The organism is Eubacterium sp. BIOML-A2 (genome assembly GCF_009680135.1).
In the GTDB taxonomy this organism is placed as follows: domain Bacteria; phylum Bacillota; class Clostridia; order Lachnospirales; family Lachnospiraceae; genus Faecalicatena; species Faecalicatena contortus_B.
Window position 1 is genome coordinate 1 of the sequence record NZ_WKZK01000024.1, and the last position, 22,108, is coordinate 22,108.

The following is a 22,108-nucleotide window of genomic DNA, read 5'->3' on the forward strand; positions in this document are numbered from 1 at the left end:
TTATTTCTGTATAGTTTAACATTTGGACTTACCTATGTCCTGAAACTTTTTACTTACCTATGTCCTGAAACTGGACACGGTTTAGAAGTGCTTACGCAAAAGGAGCTGCCCATGAGGGATGGAAAGTGATTTACCAAATCACTTTCCAGTACATCCTAAGACGGGAAAGCATCAGGCTTTCCCGTTGCATGTTGTACGTGCCCTCATGGGCAGTTTCTTTTGCACTTCTCCGCAAACGGGCTGCTTTCAGCCCCCCTCCCCTGCTTCCCGGCGGCATCCCCCACCACATTTCAGACAGGCGCCTCTCCTGCCATCATTTCTCCTCCCAATTTTACCGGATTGTGGAAGAAATAAAAAAGTTGACAGATTTCATTTTTTGTATTAGAATGACTTTTGTAACAAATTTGTAATATCTGTAATAAGTTTGAAATCAAAAGCATATATTTTATTACAAGCTTATTAAGAATACTTAAAGATATTGCAACAAATCAGGAGGTTAAGTATATGTTACAGGGTAAAAAATTTATAACAGTATTGTCAGCAGTGACGGTGTGTATGACATTCACAGCCGGCTTTACTACACAGGCGGCTTCACAGATGCCTGTGGCAGTTACAATTGATACAGCAGATAAACAAGAAGGAGATACATTACTGTTAGAGACCGTAAAAAGCATTCCGGTAGAGCAAACAGCAGAGATAAAGAAAGCGGCAAAGGAAGCAAAAGCTGCTTATGAGGAGGAACAGAAAAAGATAGCGGAAGAGAAAAAGCGGAAAGAGGAAGAAGAAAGGCTCGCCGCTGAAGAGGCTCAGCGTGCGGCGGAGGAAGAGGCCCGTGCGGCGGAGGAAGCCGAGGCGGCGGCAGCGTCAGCGGCTGTGGCACAGCCCGTGGCAGCGGGAGACCAGGAACTGCTGGCAGCAATTATTTTCTGTGAGGCGGGAAATCAGCCTTATGAAGGACAGGTTGCCGTGGGAGCCGTTATTATGAACCGGGTACGCAGCGGGGTATATCCGAACAGTGTTCCAGAGGTTATTTACCAGTCAGGACAGTTTGGTCCGGCTATGACGGGCTGGCTGGACAGCGTGCTGGCGAGCGGGGGGTACACTGATACTGCTATGCAGGCGGCAGCAGACGCAATTGCCGGATCTAACCCAATCGGGGACTGCCTTTACTTTGGGAATGGAGATTATGGGATCCAGATTGGGGATCATTTTTTCCATTAGGAAAGAAACACTCATGTAATAATTTAAATACATTTAAAATGCTGCGGGATAGATAGTAGTACATCGAATAATATATAACAGTAAGTGACTTATTTTCGATGACTACGATTTATCTCGCAGCATTCTTTCATTATAATCATATTTCATAATTTATAATGTCGATAAACAATTTGGCGTAAATCGAAAATCTATACACGCTCTAGTGCAGCCAGATCAGTTGTCTATAAAGATGGTCACTATAAATCAATATCCAGCTTTGAAAATGCATCCGCGAAAGCGTTATTCACCGGTTCCTTCACTTCCCGGGCCTGCTTTTTCAAATAGTTATTCACGTCTTTCTTGCTTGCCCCCTTGCCTTCTTTTGCCCGTCTGGCTTCGAACGCACTCAGTTTTTCCTTATGCCCGCAGGAGCAGACAAACCGCTGTCCATCCCCTTTGCCAACCAGCTCCATTTTCTTGTGGCAGACCGGGCAGCGGGCATTGGTGCGGCGGGAAATGGTCTCACGATGTCCGCATTCTCTGTCCTGGCAGACCAGCATCTTGCCGTGTTTGCCATTGACCTCCAGCATATATTTTCCACACTCCGGGCACTTGGTCCGGGTCAGGTTATCATGCCGGAATTTTCCGTCCCCGGTTTTAATCTCCTGAATCAAAGCCTGTGTGTAATGCTCAATCTCATCCATAAAGTGCCGGTCTGTTTCCTTGCCCTTGGCGATTGCCTGAAGCCGGAGTTCCCAGTCAGCGGTCAGTTCCGGGCTTTTTAAATCTCCGGGTACCAGCTCCAGGAGCTGCCTGCCCTTGGCTGTGATATGGATCTCATTGCCACGTTTTTCCATCAGAAAACTGTTGAACAGTTTGTCGATGATATCCGCGCGTGTTGCAACGGTTCCGAGACCTCCGGTCTCGCCCAGTGTTTTGATCAGCGTCTTATCCTTATGCTGCATATATTTGACCGGATTCTCCATAGCGGCGATCAGTGTGCCTTCTGTGAAATATGCGGGAGGTTTTGTTTTTCCTTCTGTTATGTTCAGGCTGCTTACTTGCAGTTTCTGTCCCTTGTGTACTTTCGGCAGAGTTTGTTTGATGTAAATTTCTTCCGCTTCTTCCTCATCTGTATCTTCGAAGCCAGCCTCATATACTTCCTTCCAGCCGGCCTGTCTGATCACATTTCCTTTGGCCGTAAACACCTCCTGGGAAATCCTGCCTTTTAGTGAGGTTTCTTCATATTCGCATGCCGGGGATAAAACGGCCAGGAAACGCCGCACAACCATATCGTATATTTTTCGCTCCTCGTTTGTCATATGATCCAGCTGTACAAACTGTTCTGTAGGAATAATGGCGTGATGGTCTGTGACTTTAGCATTGTCCACAAAAGATTTATTGGCCTTAATGGGCTGCATGGTCAGCCGGCCTGCAATCTTACTGTAAGGGCCGACTGCACAGGCCTTGAGGCGTTCTTTTAGTGTTACCGTCATATCGGAAGTGAGATAGCGGGAGTCCGTCCTTGGGTAGGTCAGTACCTTGTGGTTTTCGTACAGGCGCTGCATGATGTTTAAGGTCTCCTTTGCCGAAAAACCAAAACGCTGGTTCGCTTCGCTCTGCAGTGTTGTCAGATCGTAGAGCGCAGGAGAGAAGGATTTTTTATCCTTTTTTATGACCTCTGTAATCTCAAGTGCACCGCCGCACTGCTTATAAAGCTTTTGAATCCGTTCCTGGTCAAATGTCCTTGAAGAGCCGGCCTGGCTGTCGCACCACAGAAACGTGATTCCTCCGGCAGATGCTTTCATCCCATAAAAAGGCTGTGGCTTAAAACTGCGGATTTCTTCTTCGCGTGCAGCGATCATGGCTAGCGTAGGCGTCTGTACGCGTCCACAGGAGAGCTGTGCGTTATATTTACAGGTCAGCGCCCGCGTAGCATTGATGCCCACCACCCAGTCGGACTGCGCCCTGGCAATAGCGGCTCTGTAAAGGTTGTAATAAGCTTTCCCTGGTTTCAGGTTCGCAAAACCTTCCCGGATAGCTTTATCTGTTACAGATGAAATCCAGAGACGCTGCAGTGGCTTTTTGCTTCCCGCTTTGTCCAGAATCCAGCGGGCAACCAGCTCGCCTTCGCGTCCGGCATCGGTTGCAATGATGATATCGGATACGTCCTTGCGGTAAATCAGCTCTTTGACCGCATGAAATTGTTTTCCGGTCTGTTTGATGACCACCAGTTTCCATTCTTTAGGGATCATGGGGAGTGTGTCCATGTTCCAGGTTTTATACTGCTCGCCATATTGTTCGGGATCTGCCAGGGTGACGAGATGTCCCAGCGCCCAGGTAACGATATATTCATTTCCTTCTATATAAGAGTTTGTCTTCTTTGTACAGCGCAGGACTCTGGCGATATCCCTGGCCACAGAAGGTTTTTCGGCAATCACAAGATGTTTCATTGAAGTCTCCTTTTATTGAACTTTTTGGGTACTATATATTATGAAATCCTTTTCCGATGATTTCACTTGTATTCGAAATCAGAATAAATGCTTCCGGCTGATTTCCCTTAATAAAGTTACGAAGCTTTACTGCCTGGGGACGGTTAAGGGCCGTAAACACGATATACTTGTCTCTGCCCGAAAAAGCGCCCTGTGCATGACAGACGGTGGCACTGCGGTGCAGAGTATTTACAATGAAATCACAGATGGGCTCCGGTTCATCGCATACGACATTGAAATACTTGGAGAGGTTAAAACTTTCGATAAACGTATCGATCATGAATGAGCGGATTGCCAGGCCAAGGAAGGAATAAAGCCCTGTCTTTATATCGAACATAAAGCAGCCTGCGATGGTAATAAGGATATCGGTGATGAGCAGCGCGCGTCCAATATCAAAACTGGAATATTTTCGCAGTATCATGGCAATGATATCCGTACCGCCGCTGGATGACCCGATGTTAAACAATACAGCAGAACCCAGAGAAGGCAGTGCAATGGCAAAACAGAGCTCCAGCATGGGCTGGTCTGTCAGCGGGTGGGTGATCGGATAAACACGCTCCAGAACGGATAACGTTACAGAAAGCAGGATACTGCAGTAGGCAGTCTTAGCCGCGAACTTACGGCCTAACACAATAAATCCTATGACCAGCAGTATCATATTCATAACAAAGGTAAAATCACTGGCAGACATGAATCCGGTTTTGGCTACTAGAACCGCCAGGCCCGTGATACCTCCGAATGTAAAATTATTAGTAAATTTGAAAAAGTAAGTACCGACAGCCATAATCAGTGTACTGCATGTCAATAATAGAAAATGCTTCAGTTTACCCTTCATCTGTATGCTCCCCGTAATGTACATAATTTTGAAATTAACAGCCTCTCACTCTATCCGAATTGTAACGCCCGGAATATGAAAAGTCAACGCATTAAGACAAGATATTTGGAAATACTATGTTCCCATAAGGAGGAAGGATTATATGTATCAGTATTTACCAATTCGAGACGTATACGCAAGAGAAATTATAGATTCCCGAGGCAATCCGACGATTGAAGTAGAGGTGCTCGTAGGGGAGGATACGGTAGGACGCGCAGCGGTACCCTCTGGAGCATCTACAGGAAAATATGAGGCAGTGGAGCTGCGTGACGGAGAAGACCGCTACGGCGGAAAAGGTGTCCAGCGCGCTGCGGAACATGTGAATGACCAGCTTGCAAGAGCCGTGATCGGTATGAATGTATTTGATCAGGCAGCTCTTGATGAAGTGCTGATCAAGGCTGACGGCAGCAAAAATAAAAAGAACCTGGGAGCAAATGCCCTTCTGGGAGTGTCGCTTGCAGCGGCCAAGGCGGCGGCAAACGCTCTGAAAGTACCCTTGTTCCGATATTTAGGCGGAGTCAATGCCCACAAACTTCCGGTTCCGATGATGAATATCCTGAACGGCGGGGCGCATGCGGACAATACACTGGATATCCAGGAGTTTATGATCATGCCGGTTGGCGCGGCCAGCTTTAAAGAAGGGCTCCGTATGTGTGCAGAAATCTACCATACACTCAAAGCCTTATTGAAAGAAAATGGACTGAGCACGGCCGTGGGTGATGAGGGCGGTTTTGCCCCCGATCTGCCGGATGCAAAGGAAGCGCTCAGATTTCTGAAAGAGGCGGTGGAGAAGGCTGGATATGAGATGGGAAAGGACATTCAGATCGCACTGGATGTTGCAGCATCAGAGTTGTATAATAAGGATTTCAGAAAATACGAATTCCCGGGAGAAAGCAGCATGCAGGGACAGAAGATCGTGCGCTCTGCCGAGGAACTGATTGAGTATTACGAAGACTTATCACTGGAATTTCCGATCCGATCTATTGAAGATCCGCTGGATGAGGAAGACTGGGACGGTTGGGAACTTTTGACAACAAGACTGGGGAATGAGATTCAGCTGGTGGGAGATGACTTGTTTGTTACGAATGTTGAACGGCTGAAAAAAGGAATTGAGCAGAATGCGGCTAACGCCATACTTGTAAAAGTAAACCAGATCGGGACACTGACAGAGGCGATTGATGCCATTGAGATGGCCCAGAAGGCGGGCTATAATGCGATCATATCCCACAGATCAGGAGAAACGGAAGACACGACTATAGCAGATATTGCGGTGGCATTTAACACGGGACAGATTAAGACCGGGGCTCCATGCAGGTCAGAGCGTGTTGCTAAGTACAACCAGCTGCTCAGGATAGAGGAAGAACTGGGAAGATAGTTAAAAAGATAAGAAAAACAGCTGTGGTTTTGACGGAAATGACAACCGCAGCTGTTTTTATCTGCAGGAAATAAAATTTAAAAATAATTTATGAAAACAGAGTTTGCAGTCTGTGGTGTGCAGCTCTATACGTCTTCTTGACTTGGCGAATACTACGGTATTATAATAAAACAGACATATAAACAGTACCAGAGTGTGTTTGAACTTAGACTGCGCCTGTATACCAGTTCTGCGCATTGGCCTGAGTGAACAGGCTGTTTTGAGGGCGGTCAGACGAATGCTGGCAGCAGAAGAGGAAGGGTTATTTTGAAATCATACCGTACATATCTAAGCTTTGAATTTGAAGAAAAGGAAACGATAAAAAATATCACGAACCATGTCAGGATGGTTTTGGAAGAGAGCGGCATTAGAGAAGGTGTTATTACCGTATCTTCTCTGCATACCACCTCATCAATTTTTATAAATGATGATGAGGAGGGACTGATCAGAGATACTCTGGAGTTTTTAGAGCAGATTATTCCCGAACAGAAGGCCCCCTATTATCGGCATAATAAGAGTGATAAGGATGCGCCCGCCCATCTGAAAAGGAATATAATCGGAAGAAGCGAGCTCATATCAGTTACGGAAGGGGATATGGATCTGGGACACTGGGAACAGATCTTTTATGCTGATTTTAACGGCAAGCGCATGAAAAAAATCTGCATTAAAATTATGGGAGAATAAAGGAGAAGGATGTATGCCTGAAAAGGGGCTTGTCCGGGAATTGAAAAAGAAGCCCGGACAGGCTCTTTTTTATGATATAGGAAATTACTCCGGAATTTCCTATATCATAAAAACTCTATTATATTCAGTTAGAAAATGAAGTGGTAGGAATGGTGCAGAATGACAAAATTATTTTGTGCTATACAAAGTTGAAATTATGGTGGCGTGTACAAAGTGCCCTAAAACATGGAACGGAAATTGAAAAGGATGCACAAATAAAGGACAAAAAAACGAAAAAAGTGCAAAGAAACCGGATTTGATTGTGCAAATAAACGGTGATATTATAAGTCTAATTCAAACCGGGTTGAAAATAGAAAATAGGAAGTGAGATCGAATTTATGCGAGAAAATTTTGACGTAGTAGTAATTGGTGGCGGGACCACAGGAACAGCTGCGATTCGAGATTTGGTACTCCGCGGATACACAAATTCTGTTCTTTTGGAAAGAGACGATCTGGCTGCGGGTACATCCGGAGGATGCCATTCAGCACTGCACGGTGGTTCCAGATATGTTGTGACAGATAAGCAGACTGCAGTGGAATGTCTGCAGGAGAACAAAGTATTCCGTGAGATAGTCCCACAGGTAGTCGACCCGACAGATGCAATGTGGGTAGCAAAGACAGAAGAGCAGCTTGAATTTGCAAAGAAGTGGATGGAGAATGCAGATGAGATTGGTCTGCCCTATGAAGTGATCACACCGGAGGAAGCCGTACAGGATGAACCTCTTCTGGCCGATGATATCCAGTTCGCCCTGCGTACAATTGACACGGGATTTGATCCCTTCCGTCTCTGTATTGCACAGGCATATGATGCAAAGGTAAAAGGCGCAGTCATCCGGACGCACAGCGAAGTGATAGATCTGATCATGGAGGCGGATACCGTAAAAGGGGTAAAGGTACTGGACAGAAAGAATGGAACGATCTATGAGATTTGCGCAAAGATTGTGGTAAATGCTGCAGGCCCCTGGGGCTCCAGAGTAACAGAAATGGCCGGCTTTAAGATACCTATAAAGCCAAATAAAGGAACCATGGGGGTCTATAACATGCGGCCCACGAAAACGCTGATTGGTATTCTGAGAGTACCCTCAGACGGCGACGGCCTTGTCAGCATGGGATATCAGAATACTTCCCTGCTTGGTACATCTTCCGTAGATATAGAGGACCCCGATGCGGCGGTTCCGGGGCTGGACGAGATTGAACTGATGGAAAGCAGTGTAGAGCAGATCATTCCGGATATCAGAAATGCAAGAATGCTCCGTATGTGCACAGGGGTCAGACCCCTTTACTCAACCACATCAGAAACCGGGAGGGCGGTCAGCCGCAGAATGATTTTGATCGATCACGCAGAAGAACATGGTATTGAAGGAATTGTCACAATCACAGGCGGAAAATATGCAACGGCAAGGCTGATGGCGGAAGAGACAGTAGACCTTGTATGCAGAAAGCTGGGAAGCGATGCAGAATGTACGACACATAAGCGTCTGATCTATGGGGCCCAGACAAAAGAAGACGCAGAAAAAGATGCAAAATATATACATGAGAAATACAAAGTACCGTTGTACAGTGCACATAAGATGACCGCAAGATATGGCAGCAGGGCAAAGGAAATTGTAGATGCTGCGCCGGAGTACGCCGGAGTCATATGTGAATGCGCCCAGGTAATCGGATCAGAAGTCATTAATGCATTCCAGAATGAGGAAGTATTTAACATTAAGGATCTTAGAAGAAGAATCCGCAACGGCATGGGAACCTGCCAGGGAACGTTCTGTACATACAAAGTGGCTGCCCTGTACCAGAAAGCGGTTCAAGCGTCGGCACAGGAGGCTCATGACCAGCTGGCAGAGTACATGCAGGAGCGCTGGAAGGGCATTTATTATACGCTCCAATATGGAGATCAACTGGCACAGGCAGAAATTATGCAGGCATTTTATGTAACCCAGGGCAGCTACGATCTTCTGGATACCAAACCAACGGAGGTGATTCCGCATGAATGATAAGATAAAAGATGTAATTGTAATCGGCAGCGGCATGGCTGGGGTAACTGCAGCAAAGGCGGCAGCGGATGAGCAGGCCGGCGTAGAAATTATCACAAAAGGCGCCGGGGCAACCATGATGGGCTCTGGCGTTCTGGATATCCTGGGAGCGGTGCCGGGAGAAGAGAAAAATATAGTTGTAGAAGAAATCAGTGAGGGCATGAACCTGCTGCTGGAGAAAAATCCAAAGCACCCCTATGCGGTTCTCAAAGACAGTCTGGAAAATGGAATTAAAGCATTGCGGGAAGTCTGCCGCGCAGGCGGAATGGAGTTTACAGGCGACGGGATCAGGAACGCCGCCATCCCGAATATTCTGGGAACCTATAAAAATACGGCATACATCCCTTCCTATAATAAATACGCAGACGTGACAACAGCCCAGGGGAAAATACTGGTTGCAGGGTTCAGGGGATATACGGAATTTTATCCCGAATATGCCTGCAAGTCCTACAATGCCTATCAGAAACAGTTTGCTCCCAAAGCAGATGCTGCTTATATTGCAGTCACTTTGGAACTCCCCTCTCTTACAAACAGGGAGAAGTTGACTAATGCAGAACTTGCCGCATTTTTTGATACCAGCGAAGGCATTGAGGAGCTTGCAGCAGTACTGCATGATATGAAGAACGTTATGGGCGGTATTCAGAGGATTCTGGTTCCACCGGTTCTGGGCTATCAAAATTATGCACAGAACATGGAACTCTTGTATGAAACACTTGGGATCCCGGTGGGAGAGATCTCTGCAGGCGGACATTCGGTCAGTGCACAGAGACTTGCGGACGCATTTGAAAAAGGCCTGGAGAATCTGAATATTAAGGTAACCAATCAGGCAAAGGCAGTGGAAATCAAGAAAACAGAAGAAGGGGTATTTTGTGTCGTGTTCGAGCAGCAGGGAAAGACCAGGGAAGCATATGCAAGAAAGATTGTGCTTGCTGCCGGAGGGTTCATCGGAGGCGGTATCACCTCATATAGAGAAGATATGTTTATTCCGGTTATTCATGAGCCGCTGGGCAGGATTGCCGCTGATATGATAAATAAAAAAGTATTCCCCGGAGGCGGCCAGCCTTTTATCAAGACCGGCATCCGGGTGTACGATAATATGACCATAGCACAGGGCAGCTTTTCCGGCCAGATATTTGCCTGTGGGGATTTAATGGAAGGCTATGACTGGGTCTATGAGAGAAGCGGTGCAGGAGTTGCGGCAGCTTCCGGATACCTTGCAGGAAAGAACGCGGCAAATATGGCGAAAGGAAGTGAGCACTGATGAAAGACTTTAATGATATTTATTATAACAGCGTGGAATGTGTGCGATGCAACCTGTGTCTGGACCGATGTCCGGCTGTCAGGGCGGTCGGAACGGATAAAGCCCCCATGTATTCCGCTGTATACTCGGCGCTGGGATCCCGTTTTGATCTGGAAATGGTGACGGAGGAAGCATTTCAGTGCATTGACTGCTATGAATGTGAATCAGCATGTCCCGTAAATGTTCCGATCGCAGATACAATGGCATATATCCGCCGCTTATGCAGAGAGAAGAATACCGTGCCGGAAGCTGTAACCGATATTGTGCACAGGGCAGAGGCCGGGGAGAATATACTTGGCAAACCGCAGGAGATCCGGGAAGGCAAAGCAGATGTTGCCGTATTCCTTGGATACGCAGGAGAATTGGATGTGGAGATGCAGAATGCCTTTGATAAGATCTGCAAGGCGGCAGGAATTTCCTATACTTTTCTGACCGACACTGCAGACAGTGGATATTTTCTGGACAGAAGCGGACAGACAGAGGAACTGCAAAAGGCTGTGGATACCAATGTAAAAGCATTTGAGAGAGTACAGGCAAAAGTGATCGTTACACCGTGCAGTTATTCGTTCGAGGCTTTTCAGAATTATTATCCGGAGAAGTATACATATCTGCATACAAGCGAATTTCTGGAGGATCTTCTGGAGAAGAAAAAATTAGAAGCCACAGGGGTTACAGAGCAGGCAGCCTATCACGCAGCACATATGCTTACCAGAAAAAACGGGATAAAAGCTCCCGAAGAATTGATTTTCAAACTGAGCGGTCAAAAAGCAGTACAGCCGCAGAGAACTGGATACCGGACGTCTTCCAGTGGCCTCGGCGGCGGTCTGGGTCTTTTTTATCCGGAACTGGCGGCAGCAGTCAGCAAGAAGCGGGCAAAGGAGCTTGCGGATCTGGGATGCAGGACAGTAGTGACGGGATGCGTGTTTGAAAAACATGCGTTAAAAGAGGCTGTTCAAGAAAAAGACATGGAGATCATTGATATTACAGAATATGTAGCACGGGCGTTATAGAGTGAAAGGAGAAATTTATCATGAATGCAAAATATGATCCGAATATTTTTAAATTACCAGAGTCAGTAGACAAGGGCACCCATATTATCTGCACCTACTTTTGTGAAGGTTATACATCAGATCTGCTGAACAAAGTGGGATCTATAGCAATTGAGCAGACTACCGGCACATGGGCGCCGGTACCCCTTGAGACGCCGGAAGTCAGGAGAAGACACGGCGGCAAAGTAATCGCAGTGCACGAGATTCCGTGCTATGAGTTCAATATGCCGGAGATGGAAGGCAAAGAGCGTATGGCAGTATTCCAGATTGCATTCCCGTTTGAGAATATGGGCCCGAACCTTCCACAGGTACTGACCTCTGTAATAGGAAATATTTCTATGGCAGGAAAACTCAAACTGATTGATATTGACTTCCCGAAAGTATTTACGGATTCTTTTAAAGGGCCGAGATATGGCGTGGAGGGCCTCAGAGAGCTGACAGGTGTTGAAAAAAGGCCTTTTATTGTCAGCATGATTAAGCCGTGTACAGGGGCAACGCCGGAGAACGCAGGCAAACTGATACGGGAACTGGCAATGGCAGGAATCGACTGGATCAAAGACGATGAACTTTTCAGCGATACAGAATATTGTACAGTAAAAGCAAGAGCTAAGATTGCTGCGGAAATTTTGAAGGATGTCTATGAGAGAACAGGAAAACGCGTGATCTATTCACCTAATATCACAGACAGACCGGATAAGATGCTTGATAAAGCGAAAATGTGCAAAGAGATGGGCATTCCCGGAATCATGATCAACGCACTCACTGTAGGCTGGCCTGCCATGCAGATGGTAGCAGAGAACGATGAAGTCGGGCTTCCGATCCTGGCGCATCCGGCTTTTGCAGGGGCGATGTACGAATCACACTACTCAGGTGTATCAAGCCATTTGATTCTGGGCAAATTCATGAGAATGAGCGGAGCCGATATCGTGATTTATCCTTGTGCATACGGCAAAGTAGACATTCAGCGTGAGCGGTATATCAGGATTGCACAGGCTCTGCTGACAGATTTTAGGGGAATGAAACGCACGTTCCCGGGACCGGCTGCAGGTGTATATCAGGGACTGATCCCGGATGTTGCATCCGATCTTGGAATGGACTTCTCCATTTCAGCAGGTGCGGCAATGCACGCGCATCCAATGGGAGCAGCCGCAGGAGTTGAGAGCTTAATCAAAGCTGCAGATGCAACGGCAGAAGGAATTTCACTTCGTGAAGCTGCGAAAGACTGTGAATCCTTAAAGGTTGCCCTTGAGCTTTGGGGTGAAGGCATGAACCAGCAGTTATTTGATTTAAAGAAATAGAAAAGTCCACAGGATGTTTTCTGCCCTGAGAACTAACTTAGAAGCAGCGGGCAGCGCAGGAGGTAACGTGAAATATAAATTATTAGCAGTTGACGTGGACGGAACACTGCTGGATGATAAGCACAGGTTGTCGGAAAATAACCGAAGGGCTATCGGAGATATCAGGAAAGAGGGGGTGAAAGTCATTCCTTTTTCCGGAAGGGGATATCCGGCGCTTAAAGGGATTATTGAAACACTTAAGCTGGAAGATGCAGTCGTGACGCAGAACGGGAGCCTGGTACTGGACTATACCGGGAATAAAATCCTGCATGCGGAGTTGATTTCATCCGAAAACTGCAGGAAAATACTGGATTACTGCAGGGCGCATCTCTACCAGCCGCTTATTTACCAGGAAGACCAGGTCTATTCCGGGCTTAAGGGAACATATCTGGAGATATTTGAAACATGTATGGGACAGAGGGTTGTCTATACAGAGGATATCGGGATGTGCTATAATAACACACCCCTGGGAAAGATTTTAATATTGGATGAACCCTGCAGAGTTACGCAGTTCAGAGAATGGGTGTCCACAGCCTTTGGCGGCGTGGTGAGTGCGGATCGTGCGTATGATTTTTCTCTTGAGCTCGGCGGCAGCGATAAAGGCCGTGCGCTGGCATGGATCGGTTCTTATTATCATATAGAGCCCGGAGAGATGGTGGCTATAGGTGACGGTGAAAACGATAAAAGCATGCTGGAGTATGCCGGCCTTTCGATTGCCATGCAGGGTGCCATGGAAGGTGTAAAACAGGCAGCCGGAAAAGTGACACTGACGAATAATGAAAGCGGCGTCGCATACGCCATAGAGAAGTACGTGCGATGCAAAACCAGGTAAGCGAAAAAGAGGGTATAGAATGATTTATGAAGGAACGGCGGTTTCGGATGGGGCAGCCATAGGACGTGTGTTTCAATATGAGCCTTATCAGCCGGAAATCCGCCATGAGACGATTGCAAAAGCCCAAGCAGACAGCTGTATGCAAAAGTATAAAGACGTACTCATCCAGGCGGAAGAAGAATTAAAACAGCTGATCGAAGGTTCTGAGCTGGACGAGGAAGAAAGGAAAATTTTCCAGGCACATATTGATATTGTACAGGATGAAGAGATGAGCCGCGAAATCGAGGACGAAATCCGGGACAATCTGCTGTCTCCCCAATGGGCAATCCAGGAAGTTTATGAAAGATATATAAAGATTATATCTAAGGCAAAGGATGCTCTGATCCGGGAAAGAGCAGCGGACCTGAAAGACGTCTGCCAGCGGTTGATCCGCCTGTGGGACGGCGGACATGAAAACCCGCTTTCCTTGTTGTCCGGAGATGTAATTGTGGTTGCACGGGATCTGCTCCCTTCGGATACGGCGGCAATGAAGGCAGAATATGTGAAGGCCATTGTTACGGAAGTGGGGGGCTATACTTCACATATGGCGATCCTGGCTAGAAACTATGGAATACCGGCGGTTCTGGGTGTGGCAGATATTATGGAAAATACAGAAAACGGCCAGAAGATAGCGGTAGACGCGAAGGCGGGGAAGGTAATTACTCAGCTGACGGTTGATCAGGAAAAACAGTATCAGGTTATGCGCGGGGAGTATCTGAAAAAGATAAGCGATATGCGCCAGTACCTGCCCCTTGTTCCTGAGACACTGGATAAAACAAGAATCGAGGTCTGCCTGAACATTGGTTCTGCCGACAAGAGTGAACTTGAGCTGGAATCATACACAGATGGGGTTGGACTGTTTCGGACAGAGTTTTTGTATATGAGCAAAAAGGCGCTTCCAGAAGAGGAGGAACAGTTCAGAGTTTACAAAAAGATCGTGACCATGTACGGAGAACGGCCGGTAATTATCCGCACGCTGGATATCGGAGGCGATAAGAAGCTGGATTATCTGAAGCTTCCGCGGGAAGACAATCCATTTCTGGGGCTGCGTGCACTGCGGCTTTGTTTCGAGATGAAACCTATATTCAAAACGCAGCTCAGAGCACTTCTGCGGGCTGCTGTGTACGGAAACCTATGGATCATGTTCCCTATGGTTGGGAGCATTGGGGATATCCGGTTTGCCAAGCAGATTGTGGAAGAAGTAAAGGAAGAACTGCAGGAGGAAAATATCTCCTGTCGCACAGATGTAAAAGTAGGTATTATGATAGAGATACCGTCAATCGCGCTTATGGCCGATATTGCAGCGTCTGAGGTTGATTTTGCAAGTATAGGGACAAATGATCTCTGCCAGTATCTCATGGCAGTTGACCGTCTCAATCCAAGTGTTGCGAAATATTATCAGAGTTTTCATCCCGCTATGTTCCGGCTGATCAGGCAGATTGTGGAAGAGTTTGGGAAACAGAAGAAGCCGGTCAGTGTATGCGGCGAGATGGGAGGAAATCCCCAGGCGGTAGCGCTGCTGGCGGGACTTGGAGTGCGCAAGTTCAGTATGAATGCTTCCTCCCTGGCCTCCGTGAAGAAAATGATCTCTCAGATGGATATCTGCAAAGCCGAGAGAATGGCCAGAACAGTGCTGGAACTTTCTACAGCAGTCCAGGTGGAAGAATACATAAAAAGTGAACTGCCGGATTAAAGGCAGGTAAAGGAGGAGAACTTATGTATGCAAAACAGGTAGTGATTGAGAATGAGACTGGCCTGCACGCCCGTCCGGCTTCAGATTTCATATCACTTGCAAACAAATTTCGGAGTAAAATCTTTATACAAAATATGGATGAGGAAGACAGCTGCAAGGCGAATGCAAAGTCAATTGTCATGCTGATTGCACAGGGCCTTGGAAAGGGTGTAACAGCGGAAATAAGCGCAGAGGGCGAAGATGAGAAGGAAGCAGTGGAAGCACTGGCGGCACTGATTAAAACCAAGTTTGGCGAAGACTGAGAAGGAGAGATTGAATGGAAGCGATAGGCCTTTATACAAACAAGGAAATGATACTGACAGGGATAAAAGCCAGAAATGCCGAGGACATAATGAGAAGACTGTGCGATAGGGCTATGCAGATGAAATGTATTGAGCCTGTATTTATTACAGCCCTGCTGGAAAGGGAAAAAGAGTATCCGACCGGGCTTCCCACAGGCGTTCCCATCGCTATCCCTCACATTCACGACGGCTGCCTGAGATCCTTTTTCTCGATGGCCGTTCTGGACACATCGGTTGTATTTGGATGTATGGGGGATCCGGATGAAACGGTGGAAACCAGACTTGTATTCCTGTTCGGCATCACTGACCCAAGCTATCAGACAGCAGTTTTGAGGAAGTTCAGCAATATTTTTCAGGACGACGGCATTATGAACGAACTGCTTGAAATTGACAAACCGGAAGCAATGATACAGAAAATGAAGGAATTGTTAGAGGAATATCTGATAATTTAAATAATGGAGTGAATGATTATGAAAGCAAAAATTAATATAGCGGTTGCCTGTGGCGGCGGAATTTTTACAACAACGGTTGTAACGGATAAGATCAAAGATATATTAAAAAAGGAAAAAATACCATTTTCAATTAACCCTCATAAAATTACGGAAGTCCCCAATCTGGAGGGATATGATCTGATCGTAGTGACGGGAAAGACAAATGCAAAGAACAAGGCAGGCGCTCCGGTGTTGCTGGGACTGCCTCTGTTTACGGGAGTGGGAGCGGAGCAGTTTACGGAAGAGCTGGTGGAAGCAGTTAAAAAAATCATGGATGAATAGTATTTATCCTACATTCTACTAAATATCGGGAGGTAGAAAAATGCAGGCTTTGTTACAAATAGGAAATGCTGTTAATAATATTATGGGCATATTTGGGAGCACCATAATCGTACCAGTAGTTATATTCATCATTAGTATGTTTATGCGTGTTGGGGTAAAGAAATCTTTTCAGGGGGCAATCTATATGGCGGTCGGGCTGACTTTGTTCAACGCCGTGCTCGGTGTTCTGATGACAGCTATTACCCCATATGTAACTGCCATGGCGGATCACGTGGGTATTCAGCTGCCATTCATTGATATCGGCTGGCAGGGCGCATCCGTTGTCGTGTACTCCAATACGCTGGGTTATATTTATCTGGTGCTCGGACTTGGGCTGAATCTGCTTCTGTTCGCGCTGAAATTGGTCGATACGTTTCAGCCTACGGATATATGGAACTACTATCAGTTTGTATTCTGGGCAGTTATCGTGCAGTTTACGACAGGAAGTTTTGCACTGGGTGTTGCAGCGGCGGTTATGTGCAACCTGGTGGTACTTCTGATCGCAGATATTATCGCACCGTCTCTGCAGGAATTTAACGGTTATGACAACCTTACACTTACCAGTGTTCCCTCAGGAGGAGCGCCATTTGCCATGATTGTAAGATGGATCATGTTAAAATTAAAGATTAAAACAAAACCGGTCAGTGCGGAGCGGCTGCAGGAAAAATTGGGATTTTGGGGAGAACCTCTTTCCATCGGCCTGGTAGTAGGGCTGTTGATAACGATTTTGGGTTCAATCACCGGTCTGGCAAATGTAAATACATGGGCCGGAATCCTGACAGCGTCAATTACCATTGCGGCGGTTATGGTTATTTATCCCTCAGTTTCCGGACTTTTTGTGAAAGGACTGATTCCATTGAGTCAGTCCATGCAGGCACGTGCACGTTCCGGCAGCTCGAACAGAAAGTATTTTCATATTGCCATGGATCCGGCAGTTTTCTTTGGAAACGGGGATAATATGGCAGCAGCGCTGATCCTGATTCCGATCGTATTCTTTATATCCATTATTTTGCCGGGGAATAAGATTCTGATGCTTGCAGATATTCCGGCCATGGCATTTATGACGGCGGGGCTGATCTGCGTATTCCGGGGAGATATTCTGATGACTGTGGTCTCCGGGGCAGTCTGGTTCAATGTGGCAAATGTGCTGAATTCGGATGTCTGCGCCGCGTTTACAAAGGCTGCGGAATCCGCAGGTGTAGCTTCACAGATGGACTCTGTTTCCAATGCCTTTGCCCAGGGGCTTGGAATTGCCTCATGGACGGTAGGTACGAATCCGGTATTATATCTGGTATACAAAGCATTTTCGGCAGACGGTATGATGCGGATAGTTGGGATTATTATCGTTGTTGTGGTATATCTGGCCATCTATCTTTCATTTCGGAAAAATAAAAAGGTATGGTGGGTTGCGGCAGGCGCAAGTGAAGAATACCTGATGGAGAGAGGATACATAGAATAATGTAAAGAAAAGCCCATTGGAAGGTAGTGAAAACTGCTTCCGTGGGCTTTGCCGGCGTAAAAATATGTGTTATAATAATTTGCACTAGACTGTGAAGCAGAGTGGCATATTGCGATAATGAATTTTCAGACACGCTCTAGTCTGAATAATTGAAGGCGGTGTGGAAAGATGGCAGACAGGTTCTTCCAGGGATATATATATCAGTTACAAAAAAGTATATACAGAACGTTTGGCGTGATTGACAATAAGGAGATCGTTTCATGCAGCAATCAGGAGATGATAGGGACCACGAATTCATTTAATCTGATGAAGCAGAAAAACGAGGAAGGCAGATGCTTTTTTATTAATAATAATACATATCGTATCTTCTATGAGAACAGTTTTGTTCGGTTTGCAGTTTTTGTCGAAGGAACCGATAAGGAGGCAGAGGACTATGCAACGATACTATCCGTCTGCTTTACGGGCATGAAATCCTATTTTGAAGAGAAGTACAGCCGGGATTTGTTTTACAAAGCGCTTTTTCTGGAAAACATTCTGGCGGCTGACATAAATGTAAGGGCCAAGATGCTGAAGATTCCCCCGATTATGGCACGGGCAGTATTTTTACTGAGATTTTCCCATGTGGATACGGAGTGGAATCTGAATATGCTGATCCAGAACGTAGAGGAATCCGAGAAATACGAAGTATTTTCTATGACGGAAACGGACATAATTGTTATTGTGAAGGCAAAAACGAATACTTCTCATGCGGAGCTGGAGACAATTGGCATTACATTTCAGAAAAAGGCGGCGGAAATCTTCAAATCCTCCCCGGTTATCGGAATCGGAAGTATTGTTACCGACATCCGGCAGCTGGCGGATTCATATAAGGAATCACTTTATGTTCTGGAGCTGCTGTATCTGTTTGAGGGAAGCAGGACAGTCATAGATTATAATCATCTGGGGATCAAACGCCTGATCTATCAGCTGCCGATTCCCTTATGCGAGGTGTATCTGAATGAGGTGTTTATAAAAGGCGGATTCGACACATTGGAAAATGAGACGCTGGAGACTGTAAAATGCTTTTTTGAAAATAATCTCAATGTTTCGGAGACGGCAAGGAAGCTCTTTATTCACAGGAATACCCTGATGTACAGGCTGGAAAAGATTAAAAAGCTGACGGGGCTGGATGTGCGTATCTTTGACCACGCAATTGTATTTAAGATCGCAATGCTGATCCATATCCATATTAAGTGTAAAGGGTAAGACTGGGCTTCAACTTTAGAAAAGTTGTTGCAGAATCTTCCCAATTGTGGTAAAATGATCATGGTTTATCCGCAGGAGGTGTAAAAGAATGGATATTTTGAAAATAATATTAACAATTATATTTGTAATAGATTGTATTGCTCTTTCAGCAATTATCCTTCTTCAGGAGGGAAAGTCAGCCGGACTTGGGACGATCAGCGGGGCTGCTGATACTTACTGGGGACAGAATAAGGGACGTTCAATGGAAGGTGCTCTTGTAAAGTCCACAAAGTTCCTTGCTATTTTATTTATGGTTTTGGCACTGGTTTTGAACCTGGGTGTATTTAACTAAGAAGATAAGATGATTGAACACTCTATACAGATATAGAGTGTTTTTTATTATGATATAGGAAATTCCTCTGGAATTTCCTATATCATAATGACCCTCCGGGGGATGCACACGCTGCGATAAGGTATATAGCCGCAAGGCGGCATCGCGGCGGCGCCAAAGTGTGCAAGACCCTCATGAGTGAGAGGCCTGCACACTTTGATATATAAGTTGAAGCGGACTTGCCCACTTTGTTTTATAGAAAAGTTCCAAAGTAATAGAAAGAAGGTGAGAATATGAACCAGAATTTTGAAAAAAGAAAAAAAGTCATTTACGATTTTATTTGTGACGATATGTATGTACCGATGAAGATCAAGGAGATAGCGATTGTCCTTCAGATCCCCAAAGAGCAGCGCAGTGAGCTGAAGGAAGTGCTGGACTCACTGGAGGAAGAAGGAAAGATCCATGTGTCCAAAAAAGGCAAATATACGAAGGGAGAGGCCAGGCGCCTGACCGGTGTATTTCAGGCCAATGCCCGGGGATTCGGGTTTGTTATACAGGAAGGGGAAGAAGAGGATATCTTTATTCCTGAGGAGAACATTGGAGGCGCGTTCCAGGGCGATCAGGTGGAGTTCGTGGTCACGAAAGAAGCGGACAGCAGGCATGGAGCGGACGGAAAACGAAAAGAAGGCAGGATTGTGCGTATTCTATCGCATGGAACGATGAAAGTAGTCGGCCTGTATGAAAAATGCAAAAGCTTTGGATTTGTGCGCCCGGACAGCCAGCGTGTCCTGAATGATATTTATATTCCTGAGGGAAAAGACAAAGGAGCCATGACCGGACACAAGGTGGTGGTAGAACTGACCTCTTACGGCGGCCAGGACATGAAGCCGGAGGGCCGTGTTGTTGAAATTATAGGACACATTAATGACCCGGGGACAGATATTATGTCCATTGTGAAAGGATATGACCTGCCCGTGGAGTTCCCAGAGCGGGTGCTGAATCAGGCAGAGCGTGTGGGAAAAGAAGTAAGCGAGGCTGATATGGCTGGCAGAATGGATCTGCGGGGCTGGCAGATGGTGACCATTGACGGAGAAGATTCAAAGGATCTGGATGATGCGGTTTCCCTTACAAAAGAAGGGGATCTTTACCGGCTTGGCGTCCACATCGCCGATGTTTCGAATTACGTTCAGGAGAAAAGCGCCCTGGACCGGGAGGCTCTGAAGCGTGGGACAAGCGTTTATCTGGCAGACAGGGTCATCCCCATGCTGCCCCATAAGCTGTCCAACGGAATCTGCTCCCTGAACGCAGGAGAAAACCGTCTGGCGCTCAGCTGCATAATGACCATCAATGGAAACGGAGAAGTGGTGGACCACGAGATTGCGGAGACCGTGATCCGGGTAGACGAGCGCATGAGTTATACAAGTGTGGCGAAGATACTTAAGGAGCAGGAAGAGGCCGTATTAAATGGCGTGGAGAGCAGCAAATACAAGGAGCTGGTGCCCATGTTCCTTCTGATGGCGGAACTTTCAGGCATACTGCGTGAGAAACGCAGAAAGCGGGGGTCTATTGACTTCGATTTCCCTGAGACCAAGATGATACTGGATGAAAATGGAAAACCCGTCGACATCAAACCCTATGAACGGAATGTGGCAACAAAGCTCATCGAAGATTTTATGCTGATGGCAAATGAAACGGTTGCAGAAGAGTATTTCTGGAGAGAGCTGCCTTTCCTGTACCGTACCCACGAACAGCCGGATGAAGAAAAGATCCGGAAACTGAGTACTTTTATCAATAATTTCGGTTATCACATCCATGTGGGAAACAGTGAGATCAGGCCCAAGGAGGTTCAGAAGCTCCTTGGAAAAGTAGAAGGAACGCCGCAGGAGCCGCTGATCAGCCGTCTGGCCCTGCGCTCGATGAAGCAGGCAAAGTATACGCCAGAGAACACCGGCCACTTTGGCCTGGCAGCAAAATATTATATCCACTTTACTTCCCCGATCCGGCGGTATCCGGACCTGCAGATTCACCGGATTATCAAAGAGAATATCCGGGGCAGGATGGATGCACAGCGGGAAGAGCATTACAATACCATTCTTCCGGAAGTGGCCAGACAGTCCAGCGAATGCGAACGCCGCGCAGAGGAAGCCGAGCGTGAGACCGTGAAGCTGAAAAAGGTGGAATATATGAGGGACCGGATCGGAGAAGAGTTCGACGGCGTCATATCAGGACTTACAAAATGGGGCGCTTATGTAGAACTGGAGAATACAATAGAAGGACTGGTCCATGTAACAAACATGCGGGATGACCACTATGATTACCGGGAAGAGCAGTATGAACTGGTGGGTGAGCATACCCGGAAGGTATATAAACTGGGACAAAAGGTGCGGGTGAGGGTACTCGATGCAGACCGCCTGCAGCGAACCATTGATTTTGAATTCTGTGAAACAGAGGATTGATAGAGGGAGTAGTGCCATGGCAAAAACGGAAGGCAGACTGATTGCCAACAACAAAAAAGCATATCATGACTATTTTATACTGGAGAAGTACGAGGCCGGAATTGTCCTGCACGGGACAGAGGTAAAGTCCCTGCGTATGGGCCAGTGCAGCATCAAGGAAGCATTCATCCGCATCGAAAACGGGGAAATCTTTATTTACGGCATGCATATCAGCCCGTACGAAAAAGGAAATATTTTCAATAAGGACCCTCTCAGGGTAAGAAAGCTTCTACTCCATAAAAACGAAATAAATAAGCTGTTCGGAAAGATGAAAGAACAAGGCAACACCCTTGTACCGCTTAAGGTTTACTTCAGCGACAGTCTGGTAAAGGTAGAGATCGGGCTGGCTAAGGGGAAAAAGATGTATGACAAGCGGGAAGATATTGCGAAGAAAGATCAGAAACGAGAGGCGCAGCGGGAGTTTAAGGTGCGGAATCTTTGATGAATGAATTGGAATAGGGGG

The 22,108-nt window shown here is 46.6% G+C and carries 20 protein-coding genes; 18 read left to right on the forward strand and 2 right to left on the reverse strand.

Annotated elements, in window-relative coordinates; all coding sequences use genetic code 11:
- Positions 1–504 precede the first annotated feature (504 nt).
- Positions 505–1,221 (forward strand): cell wall hydrolase, encoded by a 717-nt coding sequence (locus GKG43_RS10295; RefSeq protein ID WP_050640239.1) that lies wholly within the window; start codon positions 505–507, stop codon positions 1,219–1,221.
- Positions 1,222–1,457: 236 nt separating this feature from the next.
- On the opposite strand, the gene GKG43_RS10300 is transcribed toward GKG43_RS10295, so the two are convergent.
- Together GKG43_RS10300 and GKG43_RS10305 are read right to left on the reverse strand one after the other, a co-directional pair.
- Positions 1,458–3,653 (reverse strand): DNA topoisomerase III, encoded by a 2,196-nt coding sequence (locus GKG43_RS10300; RefSeq protein WP_129879067.1) that lies wholly within the window; start codon positions 3,651–3,653, stop codon positions 1,458–1,460.
- Positions 3,654–3,684: 31 nt separating this feature from the next.
- On the reverse strand, positions 3,685–4,527 hold the full coding sequence (locus tag GKG43_RS10305; protein ID WP_129879068.1) for a YitT family protein: 843 nt from the start codon (positions 4,525–4,527) through the stop codon (positions 3,685–3,687).
- 142 nt (positions 4,528–4,669) lie between these two features.
- Between GKG43_RS10305 and eno the strand changes: the two genes are divergently transcribed.
- The 17 genes from eno (at position 4,670) to smpB (ending at position 22,087) form a co-directional block, all read left to right on the forward strand.
- A complete protein-coding gene (eno, locus tag GKG43_RS10310) occupies positions 4,670–5,941 on the forward strand; it encodes a phosphopyruvate hydratase (protein WP_129879069.1) in 1,272 nt (423 codons plus the stop codon).
- Between the two features lie 306 nt (positions 5,942–6,247).
- On the forward strand, positions 6,248–6,664 hold the full coding sequence (locus GKG43_RS10315) for a secondary thiamine-phosphate synthase enzyme YjbQ (protein ID WP_129879070.1): 417 nt from the start codon (positions 6,248–6,250) through the stop codon (positions 6,662–6,664).
- Positions 6,665–6,677: 13 nt separating this feature from the next.
- Positions 6,678–6,803 carry a hypothetical protein gene (locus GKG43_RS23595; RefSeq protein ID WP_279230114.1) on the forward strand — a complete coding sequence of 42 codons (126 nt, stop codon included), beginning with the start codon at positions 6,678–6,680 and terminating at the stop codon, positions 6,801–6,803.
- 238 nt (positions 6,804–7,041) lie between these two features.
- Positions 7,042–8,694 carry an anaerobic glycerol-3-phosphate dehydrogenase subunit A gene (glpA, locus tag GKG43_RS10320; RefSeq protein WP_129879071.1) on the forward strand — a complete coding sequence of 551 codons (1,653 nt, stop codon included), beginning with the start codon at positions 7,042–7,044 and terminating at the stop codon, positions 8,692–8,694.
- Positions 8,687–9,994, forward strand: coding sequence for an FAD-binding protein (locus GKG43_RS10325; RefSeq protein ID WP_129879072.1), 1,308 nt, complete (start codon positions 8,687–8,689; stop codon positions 9,992–9,994). Before glpA ends, GKG43_RS10325 begins: the two co-directional genes overlap by 8 nt.
- The gene (locus tag GKG43_RS10330) at positions 9,994–11,043 is read left to right on the forward strand and encodes a (Fe-S)-binding protein (protein ID WP_129879073.1); all 1,050 of its coding nucleotides are present in this window, start codon (positions 9,994–9,996) and stop codon (positions 11,041–11,043) included. The genes GKG43_RS10325 and GKG43_RS10330 overlap by 1 nt, the downstream gene beginning before the upstream one ends.
- Before the next feature lie 20 nt (positions 11,044–11,063).
- Positions 11,064–12,380, forward strand: a complete 1,317-nt coding sequence (locus GKG43_RS10335; protein WP_129879074.1) for a RuBisCO large subunit C-terminal-like domain-containing protein — start codon at positions 11,064–11,066, stop codon at positions 12,378–12,380.
- 67 nt (positions 12,381–12,447) lie between these two features.
- A complete protein-coding gene (locus tag GKG43_RS10340) occupies positions 12,448–13,251 on the forward strand; it encodes a Cof-type HAD-IIB family hydrolase (RefSeq protein ID WP_173020097.1) in 804 nt (267 codons plus the stop codon).
- 19 nt (positions 13,252–13,270) lie between these two features.
- On the forward strand, positions 13,271–14,983 hold the full coding sequence (gene ptsP, locus GKG43_RS10345) for a phosphoenolpyruvate--protein phosphotransferase (RefSeq protein WP_129879076.1): 1,713 nt from the start codon (positions 13,271–13,273) through the stop codon (positions 14,981–14,983).
- A gap of 23 nt (positions 14,984–15,006) precedes the next feature.
- Positions 15,007–15,285 carry an HPr family phosphocarrier protein gene (locus GKG43_RS10350; RefSeq protein WP_025656392.1) on the forward strand — a complete coding sequence of 93 codons (279 nt, stop codon included), beginning with the start codon at positions 15,007–15,009 and terminating at the stop codon, positions 15,283–15,285.
- Between the two features lie 14 nt (positions 15,286–15,299).
- The gene (locus tag GKG43_RS10355) at positions 15,300–15,776 is read left to right on the forward strand and encodes a PTS sugar transporter subunit IIA (protein ID WP_025656393.1); all 477 of its coding nucleotides are present in this window, start codon (positions 15,300–15,302) and stop codon (positions 15,774–15,776) included.
- An 18-nt stretch (positions 15,777–15,794) separates the two neighbouring features.
- Entirely contained in the window at positions 15,795–16,097 is a 303-nt protein-coding gene (locus GKG43_RS10360; protein ID WP_243125845.1) for a PTS sorbitol IIB subunit, read from the forward strand.
- A gap of 40 nt (positions 16,098–16,137) precedes the next feature.
- Positions 16,138–17,595: a PTS transporter subunit IIC gene (locus tag GKG43_RS10365; RefSeq protein WP_173020098.1), complete on the forward strand. Its 1,458-nt coding sequence runs from the start codon at positions 16,138–16,140 to the stop codon at positions 17,593–17,595.
- A 168-nt stretch (positions 17,596–17,763) separates the two neighbouring features.
- The gene (locus GKG43_RS10370; protein WP_129879078.1) at positions 17,764–18,840 is read left to right on the forward strand and encodes a PucR family transcriptional regulator; all 1,077 of its coding nucleotides are present in this window, start codon (positions 17,764–17,766) and stop codon (positions 18,838–18,840) included.
- An 88-nt stretch (positions 18,841–18,928) separates the two neighbouring features.
- Entirely contained in the window at positions 18,929–19,171 is a 243-nt protein-coding gene (gene secG / locus GKG43_RS10375) for a preprotein translocase subunit SecG (protein ID WP_025656397.1), read from the forward strand.
- Between the two features lie 272 nt (positions 19,172–19,443).
- Positions 19,444–21,606: a ribonuclease R gene (gene rnr / locus GKG43_RS10380; protein ID WP_129879079.1), complete on the forward strand. Its 2,163-nt coding sequence runs from the start codon at positions 19,444–19,446 to the stop codon at positions 21,604–21,606.
- 16 nt (positions 21,607–21,622) lie between these two features.
- Entirely contained in the window at positions 21,623–22,087 is a 465-nt protein-coding gene (gene smpB, locus GKG43_RS10385) for an SsrA-binding protein SmpB (RefSeq protein WP_050640224.1), read from the forward strand.
- Positions 22,088–22,108 lie beyond the last annotated feature (21 nt).